Genomic DNA, 26,653 nt, shown 5'->3' on the forward strand with positions numbered 1-26,653 from the left:
TTTAGAGACCGGAGGGCCATCAGGCAGCGCCGCGAACGGCGATACCCTGTTCCTGAAAGTGGGACTGAAGTTCGCCGGACTGGAACATTTCGCGCACGATATCGCAGCCGCCGACAAATTCACCCTTGATGTAGAGCTGCGGAATGGTCGGCCAGTTGGAATAATCCTTGATGCCCTGGCGGATTTCCTGGTCTGCAAGAACGTTGATGCCCTTGTAGTCCACGCCGAGGTAATCGAGGATCTGCACAACCTGGCCGGAAAAGCCACATTGCGGGAACTGTGGGGTGCCCTTCATGAAGACAACGACGTCGTTGCCCTTCACTTCGCTGTCAATCAAATCAGTAATTCCGCTCATCGCTTCCATCCTTGTCTGTCCGGATTCAAGGTCCGGACTGTCTCAGGGCCTTAAATAACATGCACGATGGGAAATTCCAGCACCGCATTCACATTGAAGCGATCAATTCCGCGCAGCCATCGTGCTTTAGCCGTAAAATATGACAGTCGTTCAGTCAGCAGGTGCCGATGTCTGCAGTGCCAGGGCATGCAGAACGCCGCCCATATTTCCCTTCAGCGCCTCATAGACCATCTGGTGCTGCTGCACGCGGGTCTTGCCACGAAAGGCTTCCGCCACGACTTCGGCCGCGTAATGGTCGCCATCGCCGGCGAGATCCCGGATGGTGACCTTGGCACCGGGAATGCCGGCCTTGATCATGTCTTCGATTTCGCCGGGACGCATCGCCATCAGGTCTTTCCTTCCATTACAGTCTTTCCGTGCTTTTGATGAAGAGTGCCAAAAAGCACGCAATTGTCAAAGCGCCCGCCGCAGAATTCCTGAGGACGCATGCGCGCAGAGTGACAGGATCTTGCGCCGGCACAGACAACCCCCGTGCCAGGCCAGAGATTTCAAGCGGCCATGGTCAGGCCATGAAGGTCGGGAACCAGCTTTCGTGAGCGTTGACCAGTTCCGTGACGGGCACGTTGATGAGATCGTCAATGACAAGTGCATCACCGCCAACTGAGCCCAGCGTGCGGAAGGGAACGCCCGCCGATTCGGCGCTGGCACACATGAAATTGGCAAGATCGGCTGGCACCGCGATCACGTAACGCGCCTGGTCCTCACCGAAGAGCAGCGCATGCGGCAAGCCGCGGCAGTTACGCAGAGACAGTTTGGCGCCCTTCAGCGACGCCATGGCCATTTCAGCCAGGGCAAGACCAAGGCCACCGGACGAAATGTCGTGGCAGGCGGTGACCTGACCGTTGCGGATGGCGGCGCGGACAAAATCGCCATGGCGGCGTTCTGCGGCCAGATCGACCACAGGGGCGGGGCCATCGGTGGAGCCCAAAAGATCTCGCAGGTAGATGGACGAGCCGAGATGGCTGCCGTCGATGCCGATCATGACGAGAACGTCGCCGTCTTTGGCCGTGCCGATCTTCGCCATCTTCGACCAATCCGGCAGCAGGCCCACGCCGGCAATGGTGGGCGTCGGCAGGATCGCAACACCGTTCGTTTCGTTGTAGAGCGACACATTGCCGGAGACGATCGGGAAATCGAGCGCCCTGCAGGCCTCGCCGATGCCCTGGATGGCGCCGACCAGCTGGCCCATGATCTCAGGCTTTTCGGGGTTACCGAAATTGAGGTTGTCGGTGGCCGCCAGCGGCTCGGCGCCGGTTGCGGTGATGTTGCGCCAGCATTCGGCAACCGCCTGCTTGCCGCCTTCGACCGGATCTGCCTCGACGTAACGCGGCGTCACATCCGAGGAGAAGGCGAGCGCCTTGGTCGGATGGTTTTCGACGCGCACCACGCCGGCATCGCCGCCCGGAAGCTGCAGGGAATTACCCTGGATCAGCGTGTCATATTGCTCATAAACCCAGCGGCGGCTGGACTGGTTGGGCGAGCCGACCAGCGTCAGCAGGGCCTCGCCAAAATTGTCCGGCTGTGCCACCTGTTCGGCGGGCAGGGCCGCACGCTTGTCGGAAGCGCGCCAGGGGCGATCATATTCGGGAGCCTCGTCGCCGAGTTCCTTGATCGGAAGGTTTGCCACTTCCTCACCCTGATGGATAACGCGGAAGCGCAGGTCATCTGTGGTCTTGCCGACGATGGCAAAATCGAGACCCCACTTGACGAAGATCGCCTTGGCGACCTGTTCCTTGGAGGGTTCGAGAACCATGAGCATGCGCTCCTGGCTTTCCGACAACATCATCTCATAGGCGGTCATGCGCTCTTCGCGCACGGGCACCTGGTCCAGTTGCAGCTCGATGCCGAGGCCGCCCTTGGCACCCATTTCAACCGCCGAACAGGTGAGACCTGCGGCCCCCATGTCCTGAATGGCGATGACGGCGCCGGTGGCCATCAGTTCGAGGCAGGCTTCCAGCAGGCATTTTTCTGTGAAGGGGTCGCCGACCTGTACGGTCGGGCGCTTTTCCTCGATCTGTTCGTCAAATTCGGCTGACGCCATCGTGGCGCCGCCCACGCCATCGCGGCCGGTCTTTGCGCCGAGATAGACGACCGGCAGGCCAACGCCCTTGGCTTCCGACAGGAAGATGCCATCGGCCTTGGCAAGGCCGGCGGCAAAGGCATTGACGAGGATATTGCCGTTGTAGCGCGCGTCGAACTCAACCTCGCCGCCGACTGTCGGCACGCCGAAGGAGTTACCGTAGCCGCCAACACCCGACACGACGCCGGAGACGAGGTGTTTTGTCTTGGCATGGTCCGGTGCGCCAAAACGCAACGCATTCATGGCAGCGATCGGCCGCGCACCCATGGTGAAGACGTCACGCAGGATGCCGCCGACGCCGGTGGCAGCCCCCTGGTAAGGTTCGATATAGGAGGGGTGGTTGTGGCTTTCCATCTTGAAGACCACGACATCGCCATCGTCGATATCGACAACACCGGCGTTCTCGCCCGGTCCCTGGATGACGCGCGGCCCCTTGGTGGGCAGCGTGCGCAGCCATTTTTTCGAGGATTTATACGAGCAGTGCTCGTTCCACATGGCCGAAAAGATGCCAAGCTCCGTATAGCTCGGCTCGCGGCCGATCAGATCGAGGATCCGCTGATATTCATCCGGCTTGAGGCCGTGCGCGGCAATGAGGTCAGGCGTGATCGCAATCGTATTGGAAATGGTCATCGTCTTCTCTAGTGGCGGTCCAGACTGGCGTCTCTTTAGCCTAGAAGAGAAAAGGGCGCGACAGGAAATTTCCGGTCACGCCCAACTCATTTCTCAGCCATCTGCGTTATGGCGGATCTAGAACTTGTAGCCCAGCATCACACCGCCGCGCGAAAGACCATTGTTCGTGTCCCCGCAGAGATTGGCGTGCGAGGAATGCTCCGCCATGGCGATGAGGCGCCAGTTCTTGTCGAGGTTGACACCGGCGGCGACATATTCATGAAACAACGTGTGGCAGCCGACAAAGGGTCCGCGTCCGCCATCCGGCTCGCGCTTGCCATCGTTCAGGCTGCCACCAAAACCGGCTTCGAGGAAGAAACGTTCGCCGAGATTGGCCGTCCAGGAAAAGCCGGCATAGGCCTGATTGGTTTCGCCGGCCGTGGAAATGTCGGCCCCGACATGGATGCGTGGGCGGATGAGCTTGCGCCATCCCGGCGTGTTGTCGTGATCCCACGGATCGAACAGCATCATGCCGTTGATGAAGGCGCCCTTTTCATCATTGGTATCGGTCTTGTCTATGGCAACGAGCGACCCGAAACGGGCTTCATCGAACAGCGGCTCCTGCGCGACGGACAGCGAGGAGGAGGCAAGTATTGCGCTTGCGGAAACGAACAGGGACAGCGCCAGCCTGGCGACCGCAGTATGGGTCATCGTTCGGGTCAACTCCGTTGAAGTCAGATGCGTTGCAACGGCTGTCCGAAGCATCAGCTTGGCCAAGCTATTCGGTCGGCCGCAGTTAACGCAAGACTTCAAAGCGCCGCGTGCGGCACTTGTGGCGAAAAAGCGACAAAGGTGTTGCACGATCAAGACGCCCATCGCCCGTTTTGAAGCAGCCGACGTGTTTCACAATGGGCCGCTCCATCTTTCCGGGGGCGACAGCCTGTGCCTTGCAAAGATCCGACAGGGTCGGGTGCTGCGAATCACAGACACTGGTTTCCGGAAAGGCGGGATGCGATGGAGTGTCAGCAGCCCTTGCCGCCGGCTGCCCAGCGCTGGAGATCCTTGCGGATGCGCGCACCATGGACACCCTCCATCATCGGCCCGAAGGCATCCAGGCGGGCAGGGCTGCCTTCGGCCTGGACGACGAGGAGCGGGCGCGATTCCGGGCTGTTCTTCGGCACGGCAAGAATGCGCGGTCGGCCCGAAAACGAATTGAGTTCCGGTGCCAGCCGATAGGCGGCAAAGGCCGGATCGGCGGACTTGAACCAGCAGCCATTGGCCGCGATTGCCACCCGCTCCATCGTCGGCAATGCACCGCGGCTGACGGCGACCGGTGCCGGACGTTCCGGTTTGCAGCCCGAAAGCGCCACCATGGCTGTGGCAAGAAGGGCAAGGGCGGTGCTGGTTTTCATCGGGAAAAGGTCCGGTTCAAGGGGATGTGCGGCCGGACAGTGCCTTGAACCGGACCGGGTTCAAGGTATGTCGCGCGCAAAGACGATACGCGCCGTGCATGTCGAAACTATGCCCGGCGCCAAGGTCGCGTGTCAGATGGGGAGATAGCCTGAGGCCAAGCCTCAGGCAGCGATGACATCGAGCGCCGAGGCAAAGATGCCGCGACCGTCGGTTCCGCCATGGGCGGCTTCGATGAGGTTTTCCGGATGCGGCATCATGCCGAGCACATTGCCTGCCTCGTTGACGACGCCGGCAATATCCATCATCGAGCCGTTCGGGTTGGTGCCCTCGGCATAACGGAACACCACCTGGCCCTTGTCTTCCATTGCCTTCAGCGTTTCGGCCTCGACGAAATAATTGCCATCGTGATGGGCAACCGGGCAGCGGATGATCTGGCCCTGCGCATAAGCCCGGGTGAAATCCGTCTCGGCATTCACCACTTCGAGCTTCACCTGCTTGCAGACGAATTTCAGCGAGGAATTGCGCATCAGCGCACCCGGCAGCATGCCGGCCTCGACGAGGATCTGAAAACCGTTGCAGACGCCCAAAACCTTGACGCCCTGCGCGGCTTTTTCGCGGATGGCCTGCATGACGGGCATGCGTGCGGCAATCGCCCCGCAGCGCAGGTAATCGCCATAGGAAAATCCGCCCGGGATGACGATGAGGTCAACATCGGGGATTTCGGTCTCGGTCTGCCAGACGGTGACCGGAGCCTGTCCGGAAATGCGGGTGAGGGCGGCAATCATGTCCCGGTCACGGTTAAGGCCGGGGAGCTGGACGACGGCGGACTTCATGGGTGGGGCTCAAACCTTGCTTGTGCTTCTGCCAGTTCTCGAAGTTCGAGACGGTTTTCGATGCGGTCGAGACGCAACTCGTGTCGCGCCAGAGTCGTGTGAAGGCTATGGATATCCTGATGCAGGGCCACCATAGCGCCCCGCATCGCATTCACTTCAGCCTTTATTTCGCGCTGGCCCAGTTTCACCTCCGCAATATCCCCATGCATCCGCTTCAAAAGCTCATACATGAGTTCATTGGAAATATCGGCCATGCGAAATTTCTCCGCTGTGCTTCCTAGAGCAGAGCGATAGAATAGTTCTCGATGACCGTGTTGGCCAGCAGCTTTTCGCACATGGCCTTCAGGTCCTCTTCCGCCTTGGCGCGGTCGGATGTGTCGAGTTCGAGGTCGAACACCTTGCCCTGGCGGATCTGGTGAACGCCTTCGAAACCGAGACTGCCAAGCGCGCCTTCGATGGCCTTGCCCTGCGGGTCGAGAACGCCGTTCTTCAACGTGACGGTTACGCGTGCCTTGATCACTGACTGCTCCTTAAGGCTTTACTGCACCAGAACCGGGCCGGTGCCACGGATCGGTTCGTTTTCGTTGATGATGCCGAGGCGGCGGGCCACTTCGGAATAGGCTTCGACCAGGCCGCCCATGTCACGGCGGAAACGGTCCTTGTCCATGCGCTCCTTGGTCTCGATGTCCCAGAGGCGGCAGCTGTCCGGCGAGATCTCGTCGGCAAGGATGATGCGCATCATGTCGCCTTCGAACAGGCGCCCGCACTCGATCTTGAAATCGACAAGCTGGATGCCGACGCCGAGGAAAAGGCCGGAGAGGAAATCGTTGACGCGGATGGCCAGCGCCATGATGTCGTCAAGCTCGGCGGGGTTTGCCCAGCCAAACGCGGTGATGTGCTCTTCCGACACCATAGGGTCGTTCAGCGCATCGGACTTGTAGTAAAACTCGATGATCGAGCGCGGCAGCACGACGCCTTCTTCGATCCCCAGCCGCTCCGACAGCGAGCCGGCGGCGACATTGCGCACGACGATCTCGAGCGGAATCATCTCCACTTCCTTGATCAGCTGCTCGCGCATGTTCATCCGGCGGATGAAATGCGTGGGAATGCCGATCTTGTTCAGATGCGTGAAGATATATTCGCAGATCCGGTTGTTCAGCACGCCCTTGCCATCGATGATGTCGTGCTTCTTCTTGTTGAAGGCGGTCGCATCGTCCTTGAAGAACTGGATCAGTGTGCCCGGTTCCGGCCCTTCATACAGGATCTTGGCCTTGCCTTCGTAAATACGGCGGCGACGATTCATGAGTTCTTATCTCGTCTGGTTGGGCGTCGAGGTGACGCCGTGGATGGCGTTTGAGCGGTCCCATAACGGAAAACGGTCCGTTTCACAATGCGCGCCGAGGCCACATTGTGCGGGATGAAGCAGCCCGGAACGAATCGTTCACCGTGACCCTACACGGTTTGGCAAATCTTCTCGGGCAGTTTCACCTTGTCTGGCCTGAGTGCCACGATCATAGCGTATCTCAGCGGGGACCAGGAATGATTACATTACGTGACCGGGCGCGGGCGCTCGAAGATCGGTATGCCTTTGAGCAGACCATCCAGTTTCGCGCCGAGGCGCGGCGCAACAAGCTGGTCGGCCTGTGGGCCGGACAGTTGCTCGGCAAGGAAAATCCCATCGCCTATGCCGAGGAATTCGCCATCTGGGCCGTCGAACATCACGATGACCGGCATCTGCTGACGCGGTTGCGCGAAGAATTTGCCGCAGCCGAAGTACGCTTCGACGAGGTTGACCTTGCCGGACGCCTCGCCAAGATGCTGGCCGAAGTGCTGGAAGACATGCGCGCCGTTTGAGATGTGACGCAACCGCCGGATTTGATCGACGCTTGCGCAAGCCTGCCGCCTTGTCGGCAGGCCTTCCCGATCGAGCCACGGGCATTGCCTCAGCAGCAGGTCTGGCGCCAGGATTGTCCGCGGATGAAGGGGCCAACCTCTTCGAACGGCATCGGTTTTGCCAGCGCAAAGCCCTGCAGCACATCGCAGCCGAGTTCCTTCAGGATGCTGGCATGCGCCATCGTTTCGACCCCCTCGGCGATCACCTTGATATTCAGCGATTTCCCGATCTCGACGATGGAGCGCGCCAGCCTTCGCTGCCCGGCTGATTCCGGCAGCTGCTTGACCAGCTGGCGATCGATCTTCAGGGCGGACGGGTTGAGCCTGAGCAGGCTGACGATGGAGGCATGGCCGGAGCCGAAATCATCGATCTCGATCTCGATGCCAAGACGTTTCAACTGCTCGAGCGTGCGCATCACGTCTTCGCCGCAGTCATCGAGGAAGGTCGATTCCAGCAGTTCGAACGAAAGTGTGCCGGCCGCAATGTTCTTGCGTGTCAGCTTGCGCAGCAGGGTTGGGTCGAGCAGCCGGCGGTAGGAGACGTTGGCGGAGATTTTCGGCACCGGAACGCCGCCCGCCCGCCATCGGGCAAAATCCTTCAGCGCGTGGTCGAGAATGATCGCATCGATCATCGCCACGGCATCGATATCCTCGGCGGTCGACAGAAAATGCTCGGGCGTCAGCAGGCCGTGCTGCGGATGTTGCCAGCGCGCCAGCGTTTCGGCGCCGCAGACATCCAGCGTGCGGGCATCGAACTGCAACTGGTAGGCGGGCAGAAACTGTCCCTGCTCGAGGCCTAACAGAATGTCGTCGGCCGTTCTCTTGGCTCTGACGATTTCCTGATGGGTGTCCGGCGAATAGAATTCATGCCGGTTTCTGCCGGCGTTCTTGGCACGGTAAAGCGCCATGTCGGCATTGAGCAGCAACTGCTTGGCGTCGATCTCCGTGCCTTGCGACCAGGCGATGCCGATGCTGGCGCCGAACCGACATTCGCGCCCTTCATGCAGCACCGGCTTGCGCAATTGCCGGATGATTCGATCGGCAAGGCTGGAAAGTTTTCGCGCGCCGCCGACGGCCGGCGTCACCAGGACAAATTCGTCACCGCCGATGCGCGCAACAAATTCGTCGGCGCGGGCACTGTCTTTCAGCACCAGCGCCGCGTGGCGCAGGATCGCATCGCCGGCATTGTGGCCGAGCGTATCGTTGATCTGCTTGAAACCATCGAGATCGATGTGCAGCACAGCGAGCGAACCGCCCTCGACCGCGCATCGATGGGCCTGGCGCATCAGCACGTCATCGAGATAACGGCGGTTGGGCAGGCCCGTCAGGTAATCGTGCATCGCATTATGTTCGATGTCCACACGGGCTGTTTCCAGCTCGCGGTTTCGAGCTTCTGCCAGAAGCCGCGCCCGCTCCAGTTCCTGTTGCAGGGTGACGTCCTTGGTGATGTCCCAGTTGGCACCGACCATCTTCAGATGACCGTCGGTATCGACAAAGCTCATGGAGCAGCTGCGGATCACCCGTTCCTCGCCACCTTTCAGCACGATGCGATACTGGTCCCAGTAACGGCGGTTCTGCTGCGTGTTGCCGGCAACGGCGGCCAGGACACGCGGCAGGTCGTCCGGATGCAGAAAACTTTCCCAGGTTCGCCCGACGGACACGGGCGCGGAGGGATCAAGCCCGTACATTTCGTACATACGCTCGTCCCAGTAGACATCTCCGGAGACCAGATCGGCCTCATAGACGCCAACGCCGGAAATGCCGAGTGCCATTTCCAGACGGCGAGACATTTGCGCCCGGCCATGTTCGGCCTGCTTGCGCGCGGTGACATCCGTATCGGTGCCGACGACACGCAGCGGGCGGCCATCCGGTGCCCGTTCGATGCAGGCCCCGCGACACTCGATCCAGATCCAGTGGCCATCGGCATGGCGCTCGCGGTACTGGAACATCTGGAATTCGGGATCACCTGCCTCCTGCCGTTCCATGGCATGGAGGGTAAACTCGACATCATCGGGATGGAGAAGCTTGATCCACGCGTCCTTGGTCGGCGGCAGCGGATCATCGGCAGACATGCCGCGAATAAGGCGCCAGGTGGGCGAATAATATTTCTGGCCCACGGCATAGTGGTGGTCCCAGACGCCGGAGACGGAGCTGACGAGGGCGCTGTTCCAGCGGATTTCGCGCGCGGCAATGTCGTCCTCGGCCCGTTTCTGTGCGGAGATATCAGCCAGTTGCACGATGGCGACCGGCTTTTCCGGGCTTTTTGCTGCCGGTCCGAGGCTGCAGGAGGCAAGCGCCCATTTGATCGTGCCATCGCCAAGCGGTACACGAAGCTGAACGGCGGCAGCAGGCACCCTGGCGCAGGACGCGGCCTGTTCAAACATCAGGGCAAGAGCCGGCCTGTCGCCCGGATCGACAAGGTTTGCAAGGTCATGCGCATCCGACCTTGCCGACACACGGAGCCAGCCATCCTTGAACGGAGCATTCGCATGCAGAAAGCGGCCGCTTCGATGTTCCAATACCACGGTTGCAAAGGGCAGCTTGTCGATGCCGGCTGCAAGCACTGCAAGGTCATCAAGTTCCGTCCCGTTCAATGTTCGGTCAGGAATACCGTAATCCGCCCTCACCAGCGCTTCATCCCGTGTTGTGATCGATTGTCGGGATAACCTTAACGTAGTTTCGTGAAGTGACGTTAAATATTTTACTTAATGGCCGGTTGATTTATCTCTGATCAGACCTTCAGCCCGGAGAGGAATTTGGCAAAGACCATGGTTCCCTCCGGCCAGGGGCCATGACCCGATTCGGCATTGATGTGGCCGGCCTCACCGGCATCGATGAGAAGCGAGCCCCATGCGCCCGCGATCTCGTCGGCATGATCATAGGAGCCGAAGGGGTCGTTGCGGCTGGCGATCGTCATGGAGGGGAAGGGCAGCGGATCGCGCGGGTAGGGCCCGAACGTCATCAGGTGTTTGGGACGGATGGCCGGGTTGGCGACATCAGGCGGCGCCACGAAAAACGCGCCGGCCACCTTCTGACGAAATTGCGGAATTGCATGAATGGCGGCTGCGACGCCGAGCGAATGGGCGACCAGCACCACCGGGCGTGACGAGGCGTTAACCTCCTGCGCCACCCGTTCCACCCAGTCTTCGCGCACGGGTTTCGACCACTCCGCCTGCTCGACGCGCCGCGCCGTCTGGAGTTTGTTTTCCCAACGGGTCTGCCAATGGGCGGGGCCGGAATTGGTATAACCGGGGATGATGAGAATATCTGCGTCGGATGCCTTCATGCCTCTTATCTGCTAGCCGCATCGTCCGGCGTCAAGAGAGACAACCGGGACGTCCGCGCAAAAATTAATAGGCAACACTTACTATTTTGCCGATAATTCCGGTGTTATGTTCCAGCCATGGACGGTGCGGAGGCGGCGTCTTGCGACAGACATGCTTTGGGAGGAGCTTATGATGAAAGCCTTATTTGGGGGTGCCGCAGCACTGGCCGTGCTTTGCGGACCGGGTGTTGCGCTGGCGGCTGTCGATTGTGCGCAGCTGCGTGATGCCGGCCATCACCTGGATGGAGTGACACTGACGGAAGCGGTGGCGACGCCGGCAAGCGACGAGATACCCGTTGCCCATTGCCTCGTGCGTGGCAAGGCGGGAGAGCACAAAGGCGCTGACGGCAAGGATTATGCGATCCAATTCGAACTGCGCCTGCCCGACACGTGGAACGGCCGTTTCGTCCACCAATTCAACGGCGGCAATGATGGCGTGGTGGTGCCGGCACTCGGGCCGCTTCTCGGCGGCAACAAAAAGGACACGGCGCTGTCGCGTGGATACGCGGTCGTTTCCAGCGATGCCGGCCACGATGGCAAGGCCAACCCGGAAAAGGGCATTGCCGGCGGCGCAGCCTTCGGTTTTGATCCGCAGGCGCGCCGCGATTATGGCTATTCGGCCGTGGCGACGCTGAACCCGCTGGCGGAAAAGCTTGTGGAGATCCGCTACGGGAAACCGGCCGAATACACTTATGGGATCGGCAGTTCGAACGGCGGCCGTCACGGCCTGATGGCCGCGACCCGCATGCCCGAGATCTTCGATGGCATTCTTTCCGGTTATCCCGGCTTCAACCTGCCGAAAGCCGCCATTCAGCACGCGCATGACATAAAAGCCTGGTCTTCCGTCAACACCGATATCGCCAAGGCTTTTTCCCGCGATGACATGGCGGTTCTCGCCAAGGGTATTCTTGCCGCCTGCGATGGACTCGATGGTTTAGCAGACGGCATCGTGGCCGATTCGGCTGCGTGCCAGACGGCGTTCAAGCCGCAGGTGCTGCAATGCGCCAAGGACGGTGACAAGGATTGCCTGTCGCCGGCGCAGATCGCAGCGCTCACCAAAAGCCATGAGGGGCCTAAGAACAGCAAGGGCGAGCAGCTTTACAGCGAATGGGTCTGGGATCCGGGCATGGCATCCGGCAACTGGCGCGGCTGGAAGCTGGAAAGCGCTGTCGAGCCCTGGGGCAAGAAGCCGATCATCGCAGTGATGGGGGCCGCCTCGCTGGCGCAGGTGTTCACGACGCCGCCAACCGCTGTGGGCGGAACGCCGCAGGCCTTGCAGGATTTCCTCCTGAACTTTGACTTCGACAGGGATGCGCCCAAAATCTTTGCGACCGATGCGACCTTTGGCGAATCGGCAGCTCAGGTGATGATCCCGCCCGGTGCTGACAATCCCGACCTCAAGGCGTTTCACGCTGCCGGCCACAAGATGATCGTGTTCCACGGCAATGCCGACCCGGTGTTTTCGGTTCTCGATACCGTCAACTGGTATCGCAAGCTTGATGAAAACAATGGCGGCAAAGCTGGCGATTTCGTCAAGCTTTACCGTATCCCGGGCATGCCGCATGGTGCCAGCGGTCCGTCCTACGACGATTTCGATTTCTTCTCGGCGCTTGTCGCCTGGGTAGAAAAGGGCAAGGCGCCGGAGGGCATCGCGGCCGGGATCACAGCCGGCAACAACGAGGCGGCAGGCCTTGTCGGCACACGTTTCCTCTATTGCCCCACTCCGAAGGTGACCCGATTTACCGGTGCCGCCGGCAGCGACGAAAGCCGTTTTGCCTGCCAGTAACGAGGCGATAAAACGCAATCAGCCGGCAGGGTTACCCCTGCCGGCTGACAGTTTGAATCATCTTGAGGGACCTCAGCCGAAGACGCGGCGAAAAATCGTGTCGACATGCTTGGTATGATAACCGAGGTCGAATTTTTCGCGAATTGTCTCTTCCGGAAGAGCGGCGCGCACTTCCTGGTCGGCAAGCAGTTCCTCCAGGAAATCCTTGCCCTGTTCCCAGACCTTCATGGCATTGCGCTGCACGAGACGGTAGCTGTCTTCGCGCGACACGCCGGCCTGGGTCAGCGCCAGAAGCACACGCTGCGAGTGAACAAGCCCGCGGAACTTGTTGAGGTTGTTCATCATGTTCTCAGGGTAGATCACCAGCTTCTCGATGACGCCGGCCAGACGATGCAGCGCGAAATCGAGCGTCACGGTCGTATCCGGGCCGATGGCGCGCTCGACGCTCGAATGGGAGATATCGCGCTCGTGCCAGAGGGCGACGTTTTCCATGGCGGGCACCACCGACATGCGCACGAGGCGGGCAAGGCCGGTGAGGTTTTCGGTGAGCACCGGATTGCGCTTGTGCGGCATGGCCGACGAACCCTTCTGGCCGGGCGAGAAGAACTCTTCCGCTTCCAGAACTTCCGTGCGCTGCATGTGGCGAATTTCGATGGCGACGTTCTCGATCGAAGACGCGATGACGCCAAGCGTTGCGAAAAACATCGCATGACGATCGCGCGGAATGACCTGCGTGGAGACCGGCTCCGGCGTCAGGCCAAGCTTTTCGCAGACATGTTCTTCGACGCGCGGATCGATATTGGCAAAAGTGCCGACGGCGCCAGAAATGGCACCGGTGGCGATCTCGGCGCGGGCGGCAACGAGACGGGCGCGGTTGCGCTCCATTTCGGCATAAAAGCGGGCGAAGGTCAGGCCCATCGTCACCGGCTCGGCATGGATGCCGTGACTACGGCCGATGCGCACCGTATCCTTGTGCTCGAAGGCGCGGGTCTTCAGAGCTGTGAGCAGACGGTCCATGCCGGCGATGAGAATATCGGTTGCGCGCACCAGCTGGATGTTGAACGTGGTGTCGAGCACGTCCGACGAGGTCATGCCCTGATGGACGAAACGGCTGTCGGGGCCGACGAATTCCGCGAGATGCGTGAGGAACGCGATGACGTCATGCTTGGTGACGGCTTCGATCTCATCGATGCGCGCAACATTGAATTCGGCAGCACCGCCTTTTTCCCAGATCGTTTTTGCCGCATCCTTCGGGATCACGCCGAGTTCCGCAAGCGCATCGCAGGCATGCGCCTCGATCTCGAACCAGATGCGAAATTTTGTTTCGGGCGACCAGATGGAGACCATTTCAGGCCGGGAATAACGCGGGATCATCAGCGGATTTCCTTGGGAACGACAAGAGTTGGCCCGCTTTAGCAAGAACCACCCGCAATCTCAACGCAGGACGTAAAGAAGGTTTGGGTGGAGCGGCAAGCGGCCAATGGCGAAAGAGAGATGTGGTCAGGCCGCACCGGCCTCGGCATTGCGGCGCAGGACAGAAACGTTGTCGCGATAAGCCGCGATATCGCCACCCTTGTAGATGGCCGAGCCTGCGACAAAAACATTGGCGCCGGCGCGGGCGGCATCGCCGATGGTATCTGCCGTTATGCCGCCATCCACTTCCAGATCGATCGGCCGGTCGCCGATCAGCGCGCGGGTGGCGCGGATCTTGTCAAACATCGCCGGGATGAATTTCTGACCGCCAAAGCCCGGATTGACGCTCATGATGAGGATGAGGTCGACATCGTCAAGCACGTTTTCGATGACCGACAGTGGCGTTGCCGGGTTGAGCGTGACGCCGACCTTTTTGCCGAGCGACCTAATGGTCTGCAGCGAACGGTGCAGGTGAACCCCGGATTCGGCATGCACGGTAATGCTGTCGCAGCCGGCCTTGGCGAAGGCTTCGAGATAGGGATCGGCGGGCGCAATCATCAGGTGGCAATCGAACCAGGCCGTGGTGTGCGGGCGAAGCGCCTTGATGACATCGGGGCCGAAGGAAATATTGGGCACGAAATGCCCGTCCATGACATCGAGATGCACCCAGTCGGCGCCGGCTTCGATGACGTCGCGAACCTCCTGGCCGAGCTTTGAAAAATCGGCGGCAAGGATGGATGGGGCAATGCGAATGGGCAGGGGCATGTCGGGTTCCTCCGGCGGATCAGGGGCGGCGCCTTATTCCTTTTTGGAGCAGCAAGCACCGGGCAGAAAGGCTTGCCGCAGAACGCTGTCCTTCAAATGAGGAGATCAGGCTGCGTGCGGCAGATTTCGGCCCCGCTTAACATTCCGTCTTCTGCTGCACAATCGCCGGATGGGCCGGTGCCCCTCATTCCGTCTCGCCATCCACCGGATGAAAGGCACCGGCGCGCCATTCCTGCAGGCGGAACGGATTTTGGGCCAGTTCATGGTTGGCGCCGAAGGTGAGCGGGCCGAGCACGGTATCGACCGAAAGGTTCGGCAGCACCTGCGCCACGGTTTTCTTCTCCGCCAAGGCCTTTGATGTGGCCGCTCTTGCGATCTGCACAGCCGCATAAGCCGGCAATGTGTAACCATCAGCCTCGCTGTTTTTGGCACGAAGGGCGGCAACCACCGGGGCAGCGGAAGGCAGGGCCGCATAATCGGGCAGTGCAACGGCCAGTGCACCATCAGCGAGGGGTAGCGGGCGGTTGGCTGCCCGCATCACATCGCCGCCGATGAAGGTGAGGGCGGCCTTTTCGGCCGCCGCATCGCGGGCCATGATGGCAACATCCGCCCGGTCTCCGCCAACCACCACATGCGAGGCGCCGGTCTTGACCAGCCGCCGAACCAGCGCCAGCTGCTGTTCCTGTCCGGGGCGGAACGTATCGGCAAAGGCCGGCTTGATGCCGCCGGCTTCCAGCTTCTGGCGGATGGCGCCGGTGAGTTCCCGGCCATAGATCGTGCCGTCATCGACAAGAGCGATGGACTTGTTCTGGAATCTGGACAGCACGATGTCGGCAAGCTTTTCGGCCTCCGCGCCATCAACAGGCGCCAGCCGGAAGAAGGGCCAGCCATAGCGCGTGGCATCCTCCATCAGGATCTTTGAGCGCACCGAGACGGTGATTGCGGCAATGCCTGCGTCCTTGAGCTTCGGCAGCGATTCCGAGAGTGTTTCGACGCAGAGGAACCCGATGGCGGCCGTGGCGCCAGCCTGTTTCAGCGCCGCGGCAATCGCGCCGCCAGATCCCTGTTCGCAGCTTTCGGCAATTGGAACGAGTTTATCGCCATCTGTCGCGGCCGCCTGGGCGCCGCGCAGGATCTGCTGGCCAAGCAGCCCATAAGGTCCGCTCTGCGGGGCAACGACGCCGATGGTGGCGGCCGAAACGGGCACGGCGGCGAAGAAAAGCGCAGCTGCCCCTGCAGCCAAGAGGCCGCGGCGGGCGGCGGATCGGATCGAAATATCGCTCATGCCGCACATTTAGCCGGCCTTTGGCGCGGGTCAAAGGAAATTGCGTTGGTTTTCGCCATGGCCCGCGCAAATTGCTGCCGGGCGTGGACAACGACGGGCACCCTTACCATATTCAAAAGTGCAAGGCGGTCGATGGGGCTGTCGAGGTCCCGGAGACCGGGGGGAGGAACCTTGTGACTGTTTCCGACACGCGCAACGACGCACAGGGCCGGCCACAGCCGGTCGACCCTACCCTCTATCGCAATGGCATGGCGCGTTATGCCGGCCATGTGCAGGCTGTGACCACCGAATGGCAGGGCGTTCGGCGCGGGGTGACGGCCACAGCCGCCTGCTCGGTGTCCGACGATCCCGCAACCGTTCTCGTCTGCCTCAACGCCACCAACGACAGCAATGCCATCTTCGAACAAAGCGGGGTCTTTGCGCTGAATTCGCTTGCCGGCCACCATCAGGCGCTGGCGAAGGCGCTTGCCGGTTTTGACCGGCTGCCGGTGGAGGAGCGTTTTGCGCTGGCGCACTGGCTGACGCTGGAAACCGGCGCGCCGGTTTTGTCCGATGCGCTGGTTTCCTTCGATTGCCGGCTGATGGAAATCCGCCGGATGTCCACCCATCTGGTGCTGTTCGGGCAGGTCGTCGCCATGCATTTCGGGCCGCACAATCCGCCGCTCATTTATCTGGACCGGGCTTTTCACGCGCTGTAGTCTTTGTTGATCGGGGGAGTTGCCATGACAGATCAGGATGCGCGCCGGCCTCCGGCGTCGATCGATGAAACCATTACTCTGCTGGGTGAACAGGATTATCTCGCCGGGCGCGGACTGGCGACGGTGATTTTTCTGGCGCTTCGCATGCAGCGGCCGCTGTTTCTGGAAGGAGAGGCAGGCGTTGGCAAGACGGAGATTGCCAAGGCGCTGGCCAAGGGGCTCAACCGTCCGCTGATCCGGCTGCAATGTTATGAGGGGCTGGATGTCGCCTCTGCCGTCTACGAGTGGAATTACCCGGCGCAGATGCTGGATATCAGGCTTTCGGAGGCCGCCGGCCTTGAAGACCGCGACCGGCTGGAGGCCAATCTCTATTCCGAGCGCCACCTCATCCGCCGTCCGGTGCTGCAGGCGCTTGCGCGGGCAGGCGAGGCGGCGCCGGTGTTTTTGATCGATGAACTTGACCGCACCGACGAGGCGTTCGAGGCGTTTCTGCTGGAAGTTCTCTCCGAGTTTCAGGTCACCATACCCGAGCTTGGCACGATCAAGGCCGCCGAGCCGCCCATCGTCATCATTACCACCAACCGCACCCGCGAGATCCATGACGCGCTGAAAAGGCGCTGTCTCTATCACTGGGTGGATTACCCCGATGCCGCGCAGGAACTTGCGATCCTGAAGCGCAAGGTGCCGCAGGCGGGCGCGGCACTGTCGCGTCAGGTGGTGGCCTATGTGCAAAAGCTGCGCACGGTCGATCTGTTCAAGAACCCCGGCATTGCCGAAACCATTGACTGGGCCACGGCACTGACCGAGCTTGACCGGCTGGCGCTCGACCCGGAGACGATCTCCGACACGCTCGGCACGCTCCTGAAATATCAGGACGACATTGCCCGTATCCGCGGCGGCGAGGGCGGCGCCATTCTGGCCGAGGTGAAGGCGGAACTGCTGGCGGCGGGATAGAGCCATGATGGCAATCGAAGGCAGCGAAATCGGGTCAGGCGTGCGTGCCGGCGAGGACGGACGCCTTGCCGAAAACATCCTCTATTTTTCCCGCGTTCTCCGGCGGGCGGGGCTCAAGACGTCGCCACAGGCAACGCTCGATGCCGTCGCTGCTGCCGAAGCCGTCGGCATCGGTGCGCGCGAGGAATTTCACGCAGCGCTCGCCGCCGTCTTCGTCAAGCGGCGCGAGGATATGGCTGTCTTTGACGAGGCGTTTCGCCTGTTCTTTCGCAAGCGCGACCTTGTCGAAAAGATGATCCAGATGATGTCGCCAAAAATTGCCGAGCAGCGCGAAGCGGAAAAGCCGAAACCGGCGGCTTCGCGCGTCGGTGACAGTCTGGTGGCTGAACAGGCGCGTCCGCACAAACCGGAGGCGCCGCCGGAGGTCGAGGCCGATGCGCGCTTTACGGCGTCCGCGTCTGAAGTACTGCGCCGGACGGATTTTGCCCAGATGTCGGCCGCAGAACTCGCTGCCGCCCGGATCGAGATGGCAAAGCTCGTGCTGCCGCTCGATTCTGTGGTGACGCGACGGTATCGGGCGGCAAACCATCCCGGCCGCATCGATCCACGCGCCACGTTGCGCCATGCGATGCGCACCGGCGGCGATATCATGCTGCCGAAATTTCGCCGGCTGCAGAGGCAGGAACCGCCGCTGGTGGTTCTCGCCGATATCTCTGGCTCGATGAGCCAGTACAGTCGCATTTTCCTGCATTTTGCCCATGCGGTGATGGAAAAGCGGCGGCGCACTCACGTCTTTCTGTTTGGCACCCGCTTGACCAATGTGACGCGCAGCTTACGTCACCGGGATCCGGACGAGGCTCTCGATGCCTGTACCCGATCGGTCGAAGACTGGTCGGGCGGGACACGGATTGGCGAGACGCTGAAAACGTTCAACCGCATCTGGGGCCGTCGGGTTCTGGGCGGCGGGGCGGTGGTGCTGCTGATCACCGACGGGCTGGAGCGGGACGGGGTGGCGGAACTGGAAACGGAGATCGACCGGCTGCACCGCTCGTGCCGACGACTGATCTGGCTTAATCCGCTTCTGCGCTTTGACGGTTTCCAGCCGCGCGCGCGGGGCGTGCGGGCCATGCTGCCGCATGTGGACGAGTTTCGCCCCGTGCATAATCTGAATTCGCTGGCGGATCTGGCGCAAGCGCTGTCGGGCAAGGCGACGGCAGGCGCCAGTTTCCGCTGGTTCAAGGAAAGGACTGTCGCATGACGACGATGCTTGATCCGCTTGTCACCGCAGAAACCTGGGCCCGTGAGGGCCGCACCGTTGCCATTGCCACGGTCATGGAAACCTGGGGTTCGGCCCCACGCCCGGCCGGCAGCCATCTCGTCATTGACGGCGAGGGCAATTTCGAGGGCTCGGTGTCCGGCGGTTGCGTCGAGGGCGCCGTCATCACCGAGGCACTGGAGGTGATCACCTCTGGCGCGCCAAAAATGCTGGAATTCGGCGTGGCGGATGAAACTGCGTGGCGTGTCGGCCTCTCCTGCGGCGGGCGCATCCGGGTTTATGTGGAGAGGCTCAACTGATGCGGCTGGATCATCTGGCAGAACTGAATGCCGCGCGAAACGCCCGCAACGCCGCCATCCTCATCACCGATACCGCGTCGGGCGAGACGCAGGTTCTGGTGGAGGGACAGCCGGTGCCGGCGCATCTGGCAGAGGCGGCGGAGAAGACGTTTCGCAACGGAAAATCCGGGCTCATCGACATTGAGGGACAGCCGCTGTTTCTCAACGTCCACCTGCCGCCGCCGCGCATCGTTGCCATCGGGGCCGTGCATATCACGCAAGGGCTGGCGCGGCTGGCGCCTGTAATCGGCTATGATCTCACCATCATCGATCCGCGCACGGCTTTTGCCACGCCCGAACGTTTCGAGGGGGTGGATCTCATCGCCGACTGGCCGGAAGACGTGCTGAAGGTGCTGGTGCTCGATCCCTATACGGCGCTCGCCGCCGTCACCCATGATCCGAAGATCGACGATTTTGCGCTGGCCGAAGCGCTGCGGTGCGGCTGTTTTTACGTTGGCGCACTCGGCAGCCGAAAAACCCATGCACGCCGTGTCGAGCGCCTGCTGGAGAGCGGCCTGACACAGGAGCAGATCCAAAGGATCCGCGCGCCCATCGGGCTTGATATCGGGGCATCGAGCCCGGAGGAGATTGCGCTGGCGATCCTTGCACAAATCGTCGAGGCCTTTCGGCGTCGCTCGCTGTCCGGCGGTGCAGAATGATTTTTGGGTCGGTGCCGCTTGGACAAGCAGAAGGTGCGATCCTGGCGCATAGCGTCAGCCATCCCGGCGGGCGCATGCCGAAGGGCACGATCCTGTCGGCTGGGGATCTTCAGACACTGGCCGAGGCGGGCCTTGCCGAGGTGGTGGTGGCTCGGCTGCAACCGGGGGATTTGACGGAAGATGTCGCGGCCGAAGAACTTGCCGCCTGTTTTGGTAACGGATCGCTTCGGCTGTCACCAGCAAGCACCGGGCGGGTGAATATTCACACAACGCAAAACGGGCTTTTCCGGGCTGACCGGGCACTGATCGACCGGTTCAACCAGATCGATCCGGCCATTACGCTGGCCTGTCTCGCCGACCGGGCGCCGGTCGCGGCGGGCGACATGGTGGCGACGGTCAAAATCATTCCGCTGGCGGTAGCCGGCGACAAGGTGGAGGCGGCAAAGGCTGTTCTGCGCGAGGGCGAGGCGGTGTCCATCGCACCCTACCGTCCCTTCTCGGTCACCCTGATCCAGACCGAACTGCCTGTGCTGAAAACCTCCGTGCTCGACAAAACGGCGAACCTTCTGTCGCGCCGGCTTGCCCCCTCCGGCAGCGTCATCATCCGCGAGCACCGCGTGGCGCATCGGGCAGAGGCCGTGGCGAATGCCTTGCGCGCGGCACTCTCCCAACCGGAAGACGGTGTGCCGCGCATGGTGATCCTGTTCGGCGCCTCTGCCGTCTGCGATGGCGAGGACGTGCTGCCGCAGGCGATGCGGCTTGCCGGCGGTGCGGTGGAGCAGGTGGGCCTGCCGGTCGATCCCGGCAATCTCCTGGTGCTCGGTTATCACGGTAATACCGCCTTGATCGGCGCGCCGGGCTGCGCGCGATCACCGAAAGAGAACGGCTTTGACTGGGTGCTGAACCGGATCCTCTCCGGCGAACGTCCCCGGGCGCAAGAGTTGACGGGGCTTGGTATTGGAGGATTGCTGATGGAAATTCCAAGCCGGCCACAGCCGCGCGAGCTGCCTTTGGCCAAGAACAGGGCGCTTTCGATCGGCATTCTTCTTCTGGCCGCAGGCCGGGCAAGCAGGATGGGCGAGGCGGGTCACAAGCTGCTGGCGGAATTTGATGGCGTGCCCCTGGTGCGGCGGGTGGCGGAACGGGCGCTTGCCGCCTCCGGCGCTCCGGATGCCGGTGGATCTGAGGGCGCGGTTGCATCGGAGAACCGGCCCGCACCGTTCGTCGCCGTCACCGGTCATCGGGCAGACGACGTGTCCCGCGCGCTTCAGGGCCTCTCCCTGACGCTGGTGGAAAACCTGGATTACGCCAGCGGCATGGCGGGATCGATCAAGGCAGGGCTTGCCGCGCCTGACCTGTCGGATGTCGCAGGCGTGATGGTGCTTCTGGCCGATATGCCGGCCGTATCGGCTGGGGATTTACAGGCGCTTCAGGCGGCGTTTCGCAAGGCGGAAGGGCGCGCCATCGTCCGCGCTGTCGCGGGCGGCAAGCGCGGTAATCCGGTTATTTTGCCCCGTGCGACCTTCGGCGAGCTGATGCTGCTGGAAGGCGATGTCGGGGCGCGCCATGTGATCGAGACCTGCGGCCTGCCGATCATCGACGTGGAGATCGGGGCAGGCGCCCATATCGATGTCGATACGCCGGAAGCGGTGATCGCCGCCGGCGGAACCTTGCGGGGATGAGCATGGACAAAGCCGATATCGAAGACCTTTTTCACGGGCTCGGCCCCGTCACCATCCGGCGCATGTTCGGTGGCAAGGGCATCTACCACCACGGTGTGATTTTTGCCATCGAACTGCGTGGCGAGATGATGCTGAAGGCAGACGCCGAAAGCGCACCGAAGTTCGCTGAGGCCGGCGCGAAACAGTGGGCCTATGAGGGAAAGACTGGCAAGCCGGTTCTGATGCCCTACTGGTCCATTCCCGATGCAGCCTTTGACGATCCCGACGAGATGACGCGCTGGGCACGGCTTGCCTATGAGGCAGGCGTGCGCAGCGCAAACCGCTGATTCTCGTCTTAACGCAGGCCTTTACCGGTGCGCCTTAAAGCGCCTCGCGAATCTTCCGGGCGTTTTCCGCGAGAACCGCCCCGTCCTCCATCTTGCCCGTATGCGGCTTCAAAGCCTGCCCCTCGTGTCGCGGGATCACGTGGAAATGCAGGTGGAACACGGTCTGGCCGGCGGCGGGTTCGTTGAACTGGGCGATGAAGACACCATCGGCTTCGAAAGCCTCCTTTGCCGCAACGGCGAGTTTCTGAACCACAGGAAGAAGCGTCGACAGCACGGCCGGATCGGCATCCAAAAGGTTGCGCGAGCCGCGCTTGGGGATAACGAGGAGATGGCCGGGCGCCTGCGGCATCACATCCATGAAAGCCAGCGTATCGTCGTCTTCGTAGACCTTGTGCGCGGGGATCTCGCCCTTCAGGATTTTGGCAAAGATGTTGTTGTCGTCATAGATCTGGCCGGTCATGCGGGCGCTCCCTGAGTGTCTTTTGTCAATCGTCCTCTTGCCGCTCTCCCTTGCGGAAAGGGCTGTGCTCGGTCAAGTATTCGCCGGCATATTCCACCTCTTGCCGCTCGCGCTTCAAGTAGTCGCCAATGGCGCGGCGAAGGCCGGGATGGGCAATATAATGGGCGGAATGGGTGGTGACGGGCAGGTAGCCGCGCGCCAGCTTGTGTTCCCCTTGAGCACCTGCCTCGACGCGCTTCAGGCCGTTTGCCAGCGCAAAATCGATCGCCTGATGATAACAGACCTCGAAATGCAGGAAGGGATGATCCTCGATACAGCCCCAGTGCCGCCCGAACAGCGCCTCTTCGCCGATGAAGTTGATGGCGCCCGCCACATAACGCCCGTCGCGCCGCGCCATCACGAGCAAAATGTCGTCGGCCATGCGTTCGCCGATCAGCGAATAGAACGCCCGCGTGAGGTACGGCTTTCCCCATTTGCGGCTGCCGGTATCCATGTAGAAGGTGAAAAACTGGTCCCAGATCTCTTCCGTCAGGTCCTTGCCCGTCAGCCAGTCGATCTCGATGCCGTTTTCCAGCGCGGCGCGGCGTTCCTTGCGCAGGTTTTTGCGCTTGGAGGAGGAGAGTTTGGCGAGAAACGCCTCGTGGTTCTCATAACCGTCGTTGATGAAATGAAACTGCTGGTCCATGCGGTGCAGGAACCCCGCCTCCTCGAAGGCCGGCAGTTCCACTTCCCGCAGAAAGGTGACATGGGCTGACGAAATGCCGAGCTGGCGGGTGACTTCGGCAAGGCCGGCCGCAAGCGTCAGGCGCTCGTCATCGGCGCCGTCGCCGTCGCGCACCAGCAGCCGCTGGCCAGTGGCGGGGGTAAACGGGATGGCGCATTGCAGCTTTGGATAATATTGCCCGCCGGCCCGCTCGAACGCATCCGCCCAGCCGTGATCGAAGACATATTCGCCCTGGCTGTGGTTCTTGAGGTATCCGGGGACGGCGCCGATCAGCTGGCCGTCTGCGTCCTCCATCAGAAGATGATGGCCGAGCCAGCCGCTTTTGGCCGTCGCCGAGCCGGATTCCTCCAGCGATGACAGATAGGCATGCGAGAGGAAGGGATTATAGGGCGTTTCACCCCCGCGTCGGGTTCCTGAAAGCTGCGACCAGCGTTCCGGGCTGATCGCGGCAAAAGATTGTTCGACGCGGAGAGTGACGGTTTGGCTCATGCGGCAGAGGCTTTGCTTTCTCGCGGGTCAAAACCCTCGAAGGTCATCTGGTCCGCATGACTATAGGTATGGGCGCGGGCATTTTCATCCCTCACCGTCCAGGTAATGACGGTGATGCCACGGGCGCGCTGGCCGGTGACAAAACTGTTGGGCAGGTCGGCATAATGATAGGAGATGAAATCGAGGCCCAGTTGCATCGCCTCCTCATGGGCGAAGAATTCATCCGGCTTGCTGCCCATGGCGGTGAGGCCGACCGGGTAGGGGCAATGTGCTGCCTTCAGCGCGCGCAGCAGGTGATAGTCGAAGCTCATCAGCGCCAGCGGGCCCTCATAACCTTCCAGCACTTCCAGAACGCTTTCGATAAAACCGTCGTCCTGCTCGGCATCGATGCCCTTCAGTTCGATGACCAACGGGACCTGGCCCTTTACCAGAGCCAGCATCTGCTTCAGCGTCGGAATGCGATCTTTCGTGCCGCCGACGGAAAGCGCCTGCAGCTCGTTGGCCATGCGCTCACGCACTTCGCCGGTAATGCCGCAGAGGCGCTGCAGATCATGGTCGTGAAACACCATCGGCACGCTGTCGGCCGAAAGCTGGATATCGCATTCGATGGCAAAACCCGCCTCGATGGCGCGGGAAAAGGCCGACAGCGTGTTTTCCCACACGGCCTTGTTCAGGTCGTGATAACCGCGATGGGCAACCGGCGTCTCTTTCAGCCAGGTGAGATCGGCGCTCATGCTTCGACTTCCGAGCTGGCTTCGACTTCCAGGATGGCATCCACCTCGACGGCGGCGTTAAAGGGCAGGGCGGCCATGCCAACGGCGGCGCGCGCATGCTTGCCCGCCTCGCCCAGAACATTGGCGATAAGGTTGGAAGCGCCGTTCATCACCAGATGTTGTTCGACAAAACCGGGGGCGGACGCGATGAAGCCGTTCAGCTTCAGAACACGGCGCACGCGGCCGAGATCACCGCCAACGGCAGCCTTCACCTGCGCCAAAATGTTGATGGCGCACAGTTCGGCGGCGCGCTGGGCGGTCGCAACGTCCACATCCGCGCCCACAAGGCCTGTCACGGCGACCTTTCCGGCCTCCATCGGCAGTTGGCCGGAGATGTAAAGCGTGGTGCCGCTCTGCGTATAGGGGACATAATTGGCGGCAGGCGCTGCGGCCACCGGCAGTTCGATCCCCATCTCCTTCAGGCGGGCTTCGATCGCATCCGACATTTCGTTCTCCGGTTTGATTGTAAAATTGACTCGATTCCGTCACACATGACGCTAAGCATCACTTGATGGCGTACATATAACATCGCGCGTCGAGTCCCATAGGAGATTGTGGATGTTGCGGCAGAGCTTTGCAGCGGTCCTTCTAGCAGGCAGTACGCTTGCCCCTTTCAGCCCGGCCCTTGCAGGCATGGAGGGCGCACGAGCGCTCATTCCCCACCGTGCCATCTATGATTTGAAGCTGAAGGACGTCTCTGATCGTTCGGGCATCGAGGGCATGTATGGCCGCATGGTCTACGAGTTCACCGGCAATGTCTGTTCGGGTTTCACCACCAATTTCCGCTTCGTGACCCGTGTCGATACGGGCGAGGAAATGCGCGTGACCGACCAGCAGACGACAACGTTCGAAAATGCCAGCTCCGGCGAGTTTCGCTTCGACACCAAATCCTTCACCGACGAGCAGCTGGACAAACAGGTGACGGGCGAGGCAAGCGACAAGGCCGATGGCATCAAGGTGGCGCTCGCCAAGCCCGACCGGCGCGAAGTGGACCTGACACCGGCACAGTTTCCGACGGAGCATATGCTGGAGGTGATCGACAATGCCAGGGAGGGCAAGCGCTTCTTCGAAGCCCGTATTTTCGATGGCTCGGAAAACGGCGACCAGAGCCTGTTGACGACCACGGTCGTTGGCACGCAGCAGATGCCGAAACCGGATGATGCCGATGCCGCAAGCGCCGGCGAATTCGGCAAGCTGCCCTACTGGCCAGTAACGATCGCTTATTTCAACGAAGACCAGAAAACTGATTCGCTGCCGATCTACCGCATGTCCTTCAAGCTCTACGGCAATGGCATCACCCGCGACCTGACGATGGATTACGGCGACTTCGTCCTGTCCGGCACGCTGTCCAAGCTTGAACTTCTGGACAAACCGGCAGAACCCTGCCGCTGAAACCGCTGTGTAGCGGGCAGGCGGATAAGGCCGGGCACTGCCCGGCCTTATCCGCTGCGCGAAACCGGCGTCATTTGCGTTTTTCTGGCGGAAACGCTTGCTTTTGCGGCCAATGCCCGTTATGCGCACCACCATTCCACACGCGAAACTTGGGATTGACCGGGAGAAATCCGGTCCGTTCCGCCGGTGGCCGGCCCTTTCGGGCGGCTGTTCGTTTCGCGGGGGTTAAACCGGAAACAAGGAGAAAAGGCATGGCATTGCCTGATTTTAGCATGCGTCAGCTTCTGGAAGCTGGCGTTCACTTCGGTCACCAGACGCACCGCTGGAACCCGAAGATGAAGCCTTACATCTTCGGCGATCGTAACAACATCCACATCATCGATCTGGCTCAGTCCGTTCCGATGCTGTCGCGCGCCCTGCAGGTCATTTCGGACACCGTTGCCCGTGGCGGCCGCGTTCTGTTCGTTGGCACCAAGCGCCAGGCATCCGAGCTGATCGCCGATTCGGCGAAGCGTTCGGCCCAGTATTACGTCAACTCCCGCTGGCTCGGCGGCATGATGACCAACTGGAAGACCATCTCGAACTCGATCCAGCGCCTGCGCAAGCTCGACGAGATTCTTGGTTCGGAAGCTTCGGGCTTCACCAAGAAGGAACGCCTGAACCTCGAGCGCGAACGCGAAAAGCTTGAAAAGGCTCTCGGCGGTATCCGCGACATGGGCGGCACCCCGGACCTGATGTTCATCATCGACACGAACAAGGAAAAGATCGCGATCGACGAAGCCAAGCGCCTCGGCATCCCGGTCGTTGCCATCATCGATTCGAACTGCGATCCGGACCTGATCGACTACCCGATCCCCGGCAACGACGACGCTTCGCGCGCCATCGCTCTTTATTGCGACCTGGTTGCACGCGCTGCCATCGACGGCATCGCTCGCCAGCAGGGTTCTTCCGGTCGTGACGTCGGCGCTTCCGCCGAAGCTCCGATCGAGCCGGCTCTGTCGGAAGAAGCTGCAGAAGCCTGATCCTTTCGACGGTTCTGCCGTTCGTTTCGAGATCTTGAAATGC

Annotated in this window: 29 protein-coding genes; 11 read left to right on the top strand and 18 right to left on the bottom strand. The window is 61.4% G+C overall.

Annotated elements, in window-relative coordinates; genetic code table 11:
- Window positions 1–19 precede the first annotated feature (19 nt).
- From grxD to purC, 9 genes are all read right to left on the bottom strand, one after another.
- On the bottom strand, window positions 20–355 hold the full coding sequence (grxD, locus tag AC4CWF_RS09205; RefSeq protein ID WP_491281391.1) for a Grx4 family monothiol glutaredoxin: 336 nt from the start codon (window positions 353–355) through the stop codon (window positions 20–22).
- Between the two features lie 150 nt (window positions 356–505).
- Entirely contained in the window at window positions 506–742 is a 237-nt protein-coding gene (locus AC4CWF_RS09210) for a BolA/IbaG family iron-sulfur metabolism protein (RefSeq protein WP_491281392.1), read from the bottom strand.
- 175 nt (window positions 743–917) lie between these two features.
- On the bottom strand, window positions 918–3,125 hold the full coding sequence (gene purL / locus AC4CWF_RS09215) for a phosphoribosylformylglycinamidine synthase subunit PurL (RefSeq protein WP_491281393.1): 2,208 nt from the start codon (window positions 3,123–3,125) through the stop codon (window positions 918–920).
- 117 nt (window positions 3,126–3,242) lie between these two features.
- Window positions 3,243–3,815: an acyloxyacyl hydrolase gene (locus AC4CWF_RS09220; RefSeq protein ID WP_491281394.1), complete on the bottom strand. Its 573-nt coding sequence runs from the start codon at window positions 3,813–3,815 to the stop codon at window positions 3,243–3,245.
- Window positions 3,816–4,126: 311 nt separating this feature from the next.
- Complete coding sequence (locus tag AC4CWF_RS09225; protein ID WP_491281395.1) at window positions 4,127–4,516, bottom strand: hypothetical protein; 390 nt, start codon at window positions 4,514–4,516, stop codon at window positions 4,127–4,129.
- Between the two features lie 162 nt (window positions 4,517–4,678).
- Complete coding sequence (purQ, locus tag AC4CWF_RS09230; protein ID WP_491281396.1) at window positions 4,679–5,350, bottom strand: phosphoribosylformylglycinamidine synthase subunit PurQ; 672 nt, start codon at window positions 5,348–5,350, stop codon at window positions 4,679–4,681.
- Window positions 5,347–5,604 (bottom strand): hypothetical protein, encoded by a 258-nt coding sequence (locus AC4CWF_RS09235; protein WP_491281397.1) that lies wholly within the window; start codon window positions 5,602–5,604, stop codon window positions 5,347–5,349. Before AC4CWF_RS09235 ends, purQ begins: the two co-directional genes overlap by 4 nt.
- Window positions 5,605–5,627: 23 nt before the next feature.
- Window positions 5,628–5,870 carry a phosphoribosylformylglycinamidine synthase subunit PurS gene (gene purS, locus AC4CWF_RS09240; RefSeq protein ID WP_491281398.1) on the bottom strand — a complete coding sequence of 81 codons (243 nt, stop codon included), beginning with the start codon at window positions 5,868–5,870 and terminating at the stop codon, window positions 5,628–5,630.
- 18 nt (window positions 5,871–5,888) lie between these two features.
- Entirely contained in the window at window positions 5,889–6,653 is a 765-nt protein-coding gene (purC, locus tag AC4CWF_RS09245; protein ID WP_491281399.1) for a phosphoribosylaminoimidazolesuccinocarboxamide synthase, read from the bottom strand.
- 236 nt (window positions 6,654–6,889) lie between these two features.
- Between purC and AC4CWF_RS09250 the strand changes: the two genes are divergently transcribed.
- The gene (locus AC4CWF_RS09250; protein WP_491281400.1) at window positions 6,890–7,204 is read left to right on the top strand and encodes an ATPase inhibitor subunit zeta; all 315 of its coding nucleotides are present in this window, start codon (window positions 6,890–6,892) and stop codon (window positions 7,202–7,204) included.
- Window positions 7,205–7,293: 89 nt separating this feature from the next.
- Here the strand turns inward: AC4CWF_RS09250 and AC4CWF_RS09255 are convergent, their stop codons facing one another.
- Window positions 7,294–9,870: a sensor domain-containing protein gene (locus AC4CWF_RS09255; RefSeq protein ID WP_491281401.1), complete on the bottom strand. Its 2,577-nt coding sequence runs from the start codon at window positions 9,868–9,870 to the stop codon at window positions 7,294–7,296.
- Window positions 9,871–9,974: 104 nt separating this feature from the next.
- Window positions 9,975–10,529 (bottom strand): RBBP9/YdeN family alpha/beta hydrolase, encoded by a 555-nt coding sequence (locus AC4CWF_RS09260; RefSeq protein ID WP_491281402.1) that lies wholly within the window; start codon window positions 10,527–10,529, stop codon window positions 9,975–9,977.
- A gap of 169 nt (window positions 10,530–10,698) precedes the next feature.
- On the opposite strand from AC4CWF_RS09260, the gene AC4CWF_RS09265 reads away from it, so the two are divergent.
- Complete coding sequence (locus tag AC4CWF_RS09265; protein WP_491281403.1) at window positions 10,699–12,354, top strand: tannase/feruloyl esterase family alpha/beta hydrolase; 1,656 nt, start codon at window positions 10,699–10,701, stop codon at window positions 12,352–12,354.
- 72 nt (window positions 12,355–12,426) lie between these two features.
- On the opposite strand, the gene purB is transcribed toward AC4CWF_RS09265, so the two are convergent.
- The 3 genes from purB to AC4CWF_RS09280 form a co-directional block, all read right to left on the bottom strand.
- Window positions 12,427–13,728: an adenylosuccinate lyase gene (purB, locus tag AC4CWF_RS09270; RefSeq protein ID WP_491281404.1), complete on the bottom strand. Its 1,302-nt coding sequence runs from the start codon at window positions 13,726–13,728 to the stop codon at window positions 12,427–12,429.
- 126 nt (window positions 13,729–13,854) lie between these two features.
- Entirely contained in the window at window positions 13,855–14,532 is a 678-nt protein-coding gene (gene rpe / locus AC4CWF_RS09275) for a ribulose-phosphate 3-epimerase (RefSeq protein WP_491281405.1), read from the bottom strand.
- 184 nt (window positions 14,533–14,716) lie between these two features.
- Window positions 14,717–15,817 carry a branched-chain amino acid ABC transporter substrate-binding protein gene (locus AC4CWF_RS09280; RefSeq protein ID WP_491281406.1) on the bottom strand — a complete coding sequence of 367 codons (1,101 nt, stop codon included), beginning with the start codon at window positions 15,815–15,817 and terminating at the stop codon, window positions 14,717–14,719.
- A gap of 248 nt (window positions 15,818–16,065) precedes the next feature.
- Between AC4CWF_RS09280 and AC4CWF_RS09285 the strand changes: the two genes are divergently transcribed.
- Genes AC4CWF_RS09285 through AC4CWF_RS09315 form a run of 7 tightly spaced genes read left to right on the top strand, consistent with a single transcriptional unit; the run spans window position 16,066 to window position 21,750 of the window.
- On the top strand, window positions 16,066–16,515 hold the full coding sequence (locus AC4CWF_RS09285; RefSeq protein ID WP_491285323.1) for a flavin reductase: 450 nt from the start codon (window positions 16,066–16,068) through the stop codon (window positions 16,513–16,515).
- A gap of 24 nt (window positions 16,516–16,539) precedes the next feature.
- On the top strand, window positions 16,540–17,469 hold the full coding sequence (locus AC4CWF_RS09290; protein ID WP_491281407.1) for an AAA family ATPase: 930 nt from the start codon (window positions 16,540–16,542) through the stop codon (window positions 17,467–17,469).
- A 4-nt stretch (window positions 17,470–17,473) separates the two neighbouring features.
- Complete coding sequence (locus AC4CWF_RS09295; protein ID WP_491281408.1) at window positions 17,474–18,727, top strand: vWA domain-containing protein; 1,254 nt, start codon at window positions 17,474–17,476, stop codon at window positions 18,725–18,727.
- Complete coding sequence (locus AC4CWF_RS09300) at window positions 18,724–19,044, top strand: XdhC family protein (RefSeq protein WP_491281409.1); 321 nt, start codon at window positions 18,724–18,726, stop codon at window positions 19,042–19,044. Before AC4CWF_RS09295 ends, AC4CWF_RS09300 begins: the two co-directional genes overlap by 4 nt.
- Window positions 19,044–19,742, top strand: a complete 699-nt coding sequence (locus AC4CWF_RS09305) for an XdhC family protein (protein ID WP_491281410.1) — start codon at window positions 19,044–19,046, stop codon at window positions 19,740–19,742. The genes AC4CWF_RS09300 and AC4CWF_RS09305 overlap by 1 nt, the downstream gene beginning before the upstream one ends.
- Window positions 19,739–21,424, top strand: coding sequence for an NTP transferase domain-containing protein (locus AC4CWF_RS09310; RefSeq protein ID WP_491281411.1), 1,686 nt, complete (start codon window positions 19,739–19,741; stop codon window positions 21,422–21,424). The genes AC4CWF_RS09305 and AC4CWF_RS09310 overlap by 4 nt, the downstream gene beginning before the upstream one ends.
- A 2-nt stretch (window positions 21,425–21,426) precedes the next feature.
- Complete coding sequence (locus tag AC4CWF_RS09315) at window positions 21,427–21,750, top strand: TfoX/Sxy family protein (RefSeq protein ID WP_491281412.1); 324 nt, start codon at window positions 21,427–21,429, stop codon at window positions 21,748–21,750.
- A gap of 34 nt (window positions 21,751–21,784) precedes the next feature.
- Here AC4CWF_RS09315 and AC4CWF_RS09320 read toward each other — a convergent pair whose 3' ends face one another.
- Genes AC4CWF_RS09320 through AC4CWF_RS09335 form a run of 4 tightly spaced genes read right to left on the bottom strand, consistent with a single transcriptional unit; the run spans window position 21,785 to window position 24,642 of the window.
- A complete protein-coding gene (locus AC4CWF_RS09320; protein ID WP_491281413.1) occupies window positions 21,785–22,210 on the bottom strand; it encodes an HIT family protein in 426 nt (141 codons plus the stop codon).
- 25 nt (window positions 22,211–22,235) lie between these two features.
- Window positions 22,236–23,423 (bottom strand): GNAT family N-acetyltransferase, encoded by a 1,188-nt coding sequence (locus tag AC4CWF_RS09325; protein WP_491281414.1) that lies wholly within the window; start codon window positions 23,421–23,423, stop codon window positions 22,236–22,238.
- On the bottom strand, window positions 23,420–24,157 hold the full coding sequence (locus AC4CWF_RS09330; protein WP_491281415.1) for a glycerophosphodiester phosphodiesterase: 738 nt from the start codon (window positions 24,155–24,157) through the stop codon (window positions 23,420–23,422). Before AC4CWF_RS09330 ends, AC4CWF_RS09325 begins: the two co-directional genes overlap by 4 nt.
- A complete protein-coding gene (locus AC4CWF_RS09335) occupies window positions 24,154–24,642 on the bottom strand; it encodes a RidA family protein (RefSeq protein ID WP_491281416.1) in 489 nt (162 codons plus the stop codon). Before AC4CWF_RS09335 ends, AC4CWF_RS09330 begins: the two co-directional genes overlap by 4 nt.
- Before the next feature lie 112 nt (window positions 24,643–24,754).
- Here AC4CWF_RS09335 and AC4CWF_RS09340 point away from each other — a divergent pair, with 112 nt between their 5' ends.
- Both AC4CWF_RS09340 and rpsB read left to right on the top strand, forming a co-directional pair.
- Window positions 24,755–25,588 carry a cell envelope integrity EipB family protein gene (locus AC4CWF_RS09340; RefSeq protein WP_491281417.1) on the top strand — a complete coding sequence of 278 codons (834 nt, stop codon included), beginning with the start codon at window positions 24,755–24,757 and terminating at the stop codon, window positions 25,586–25,588.
- Between the two features lie 251 nt (window positions 25,589–25,839).
- Entirely contained in the window at window positions 25,840–26,610 is a 771-nt protein-coding gene (rpsB, locus tag AC4CWF_RS09345; protein ID WP_491281418.1) for a 30S ribosomal protein S2, read from the top strand.
- Window positions 26,611–26,653: the final 43 nt, after the last annotated feature.

The organism is Neorhizobium sp. PAMB6630 (genome assembly GCF_058242775.1).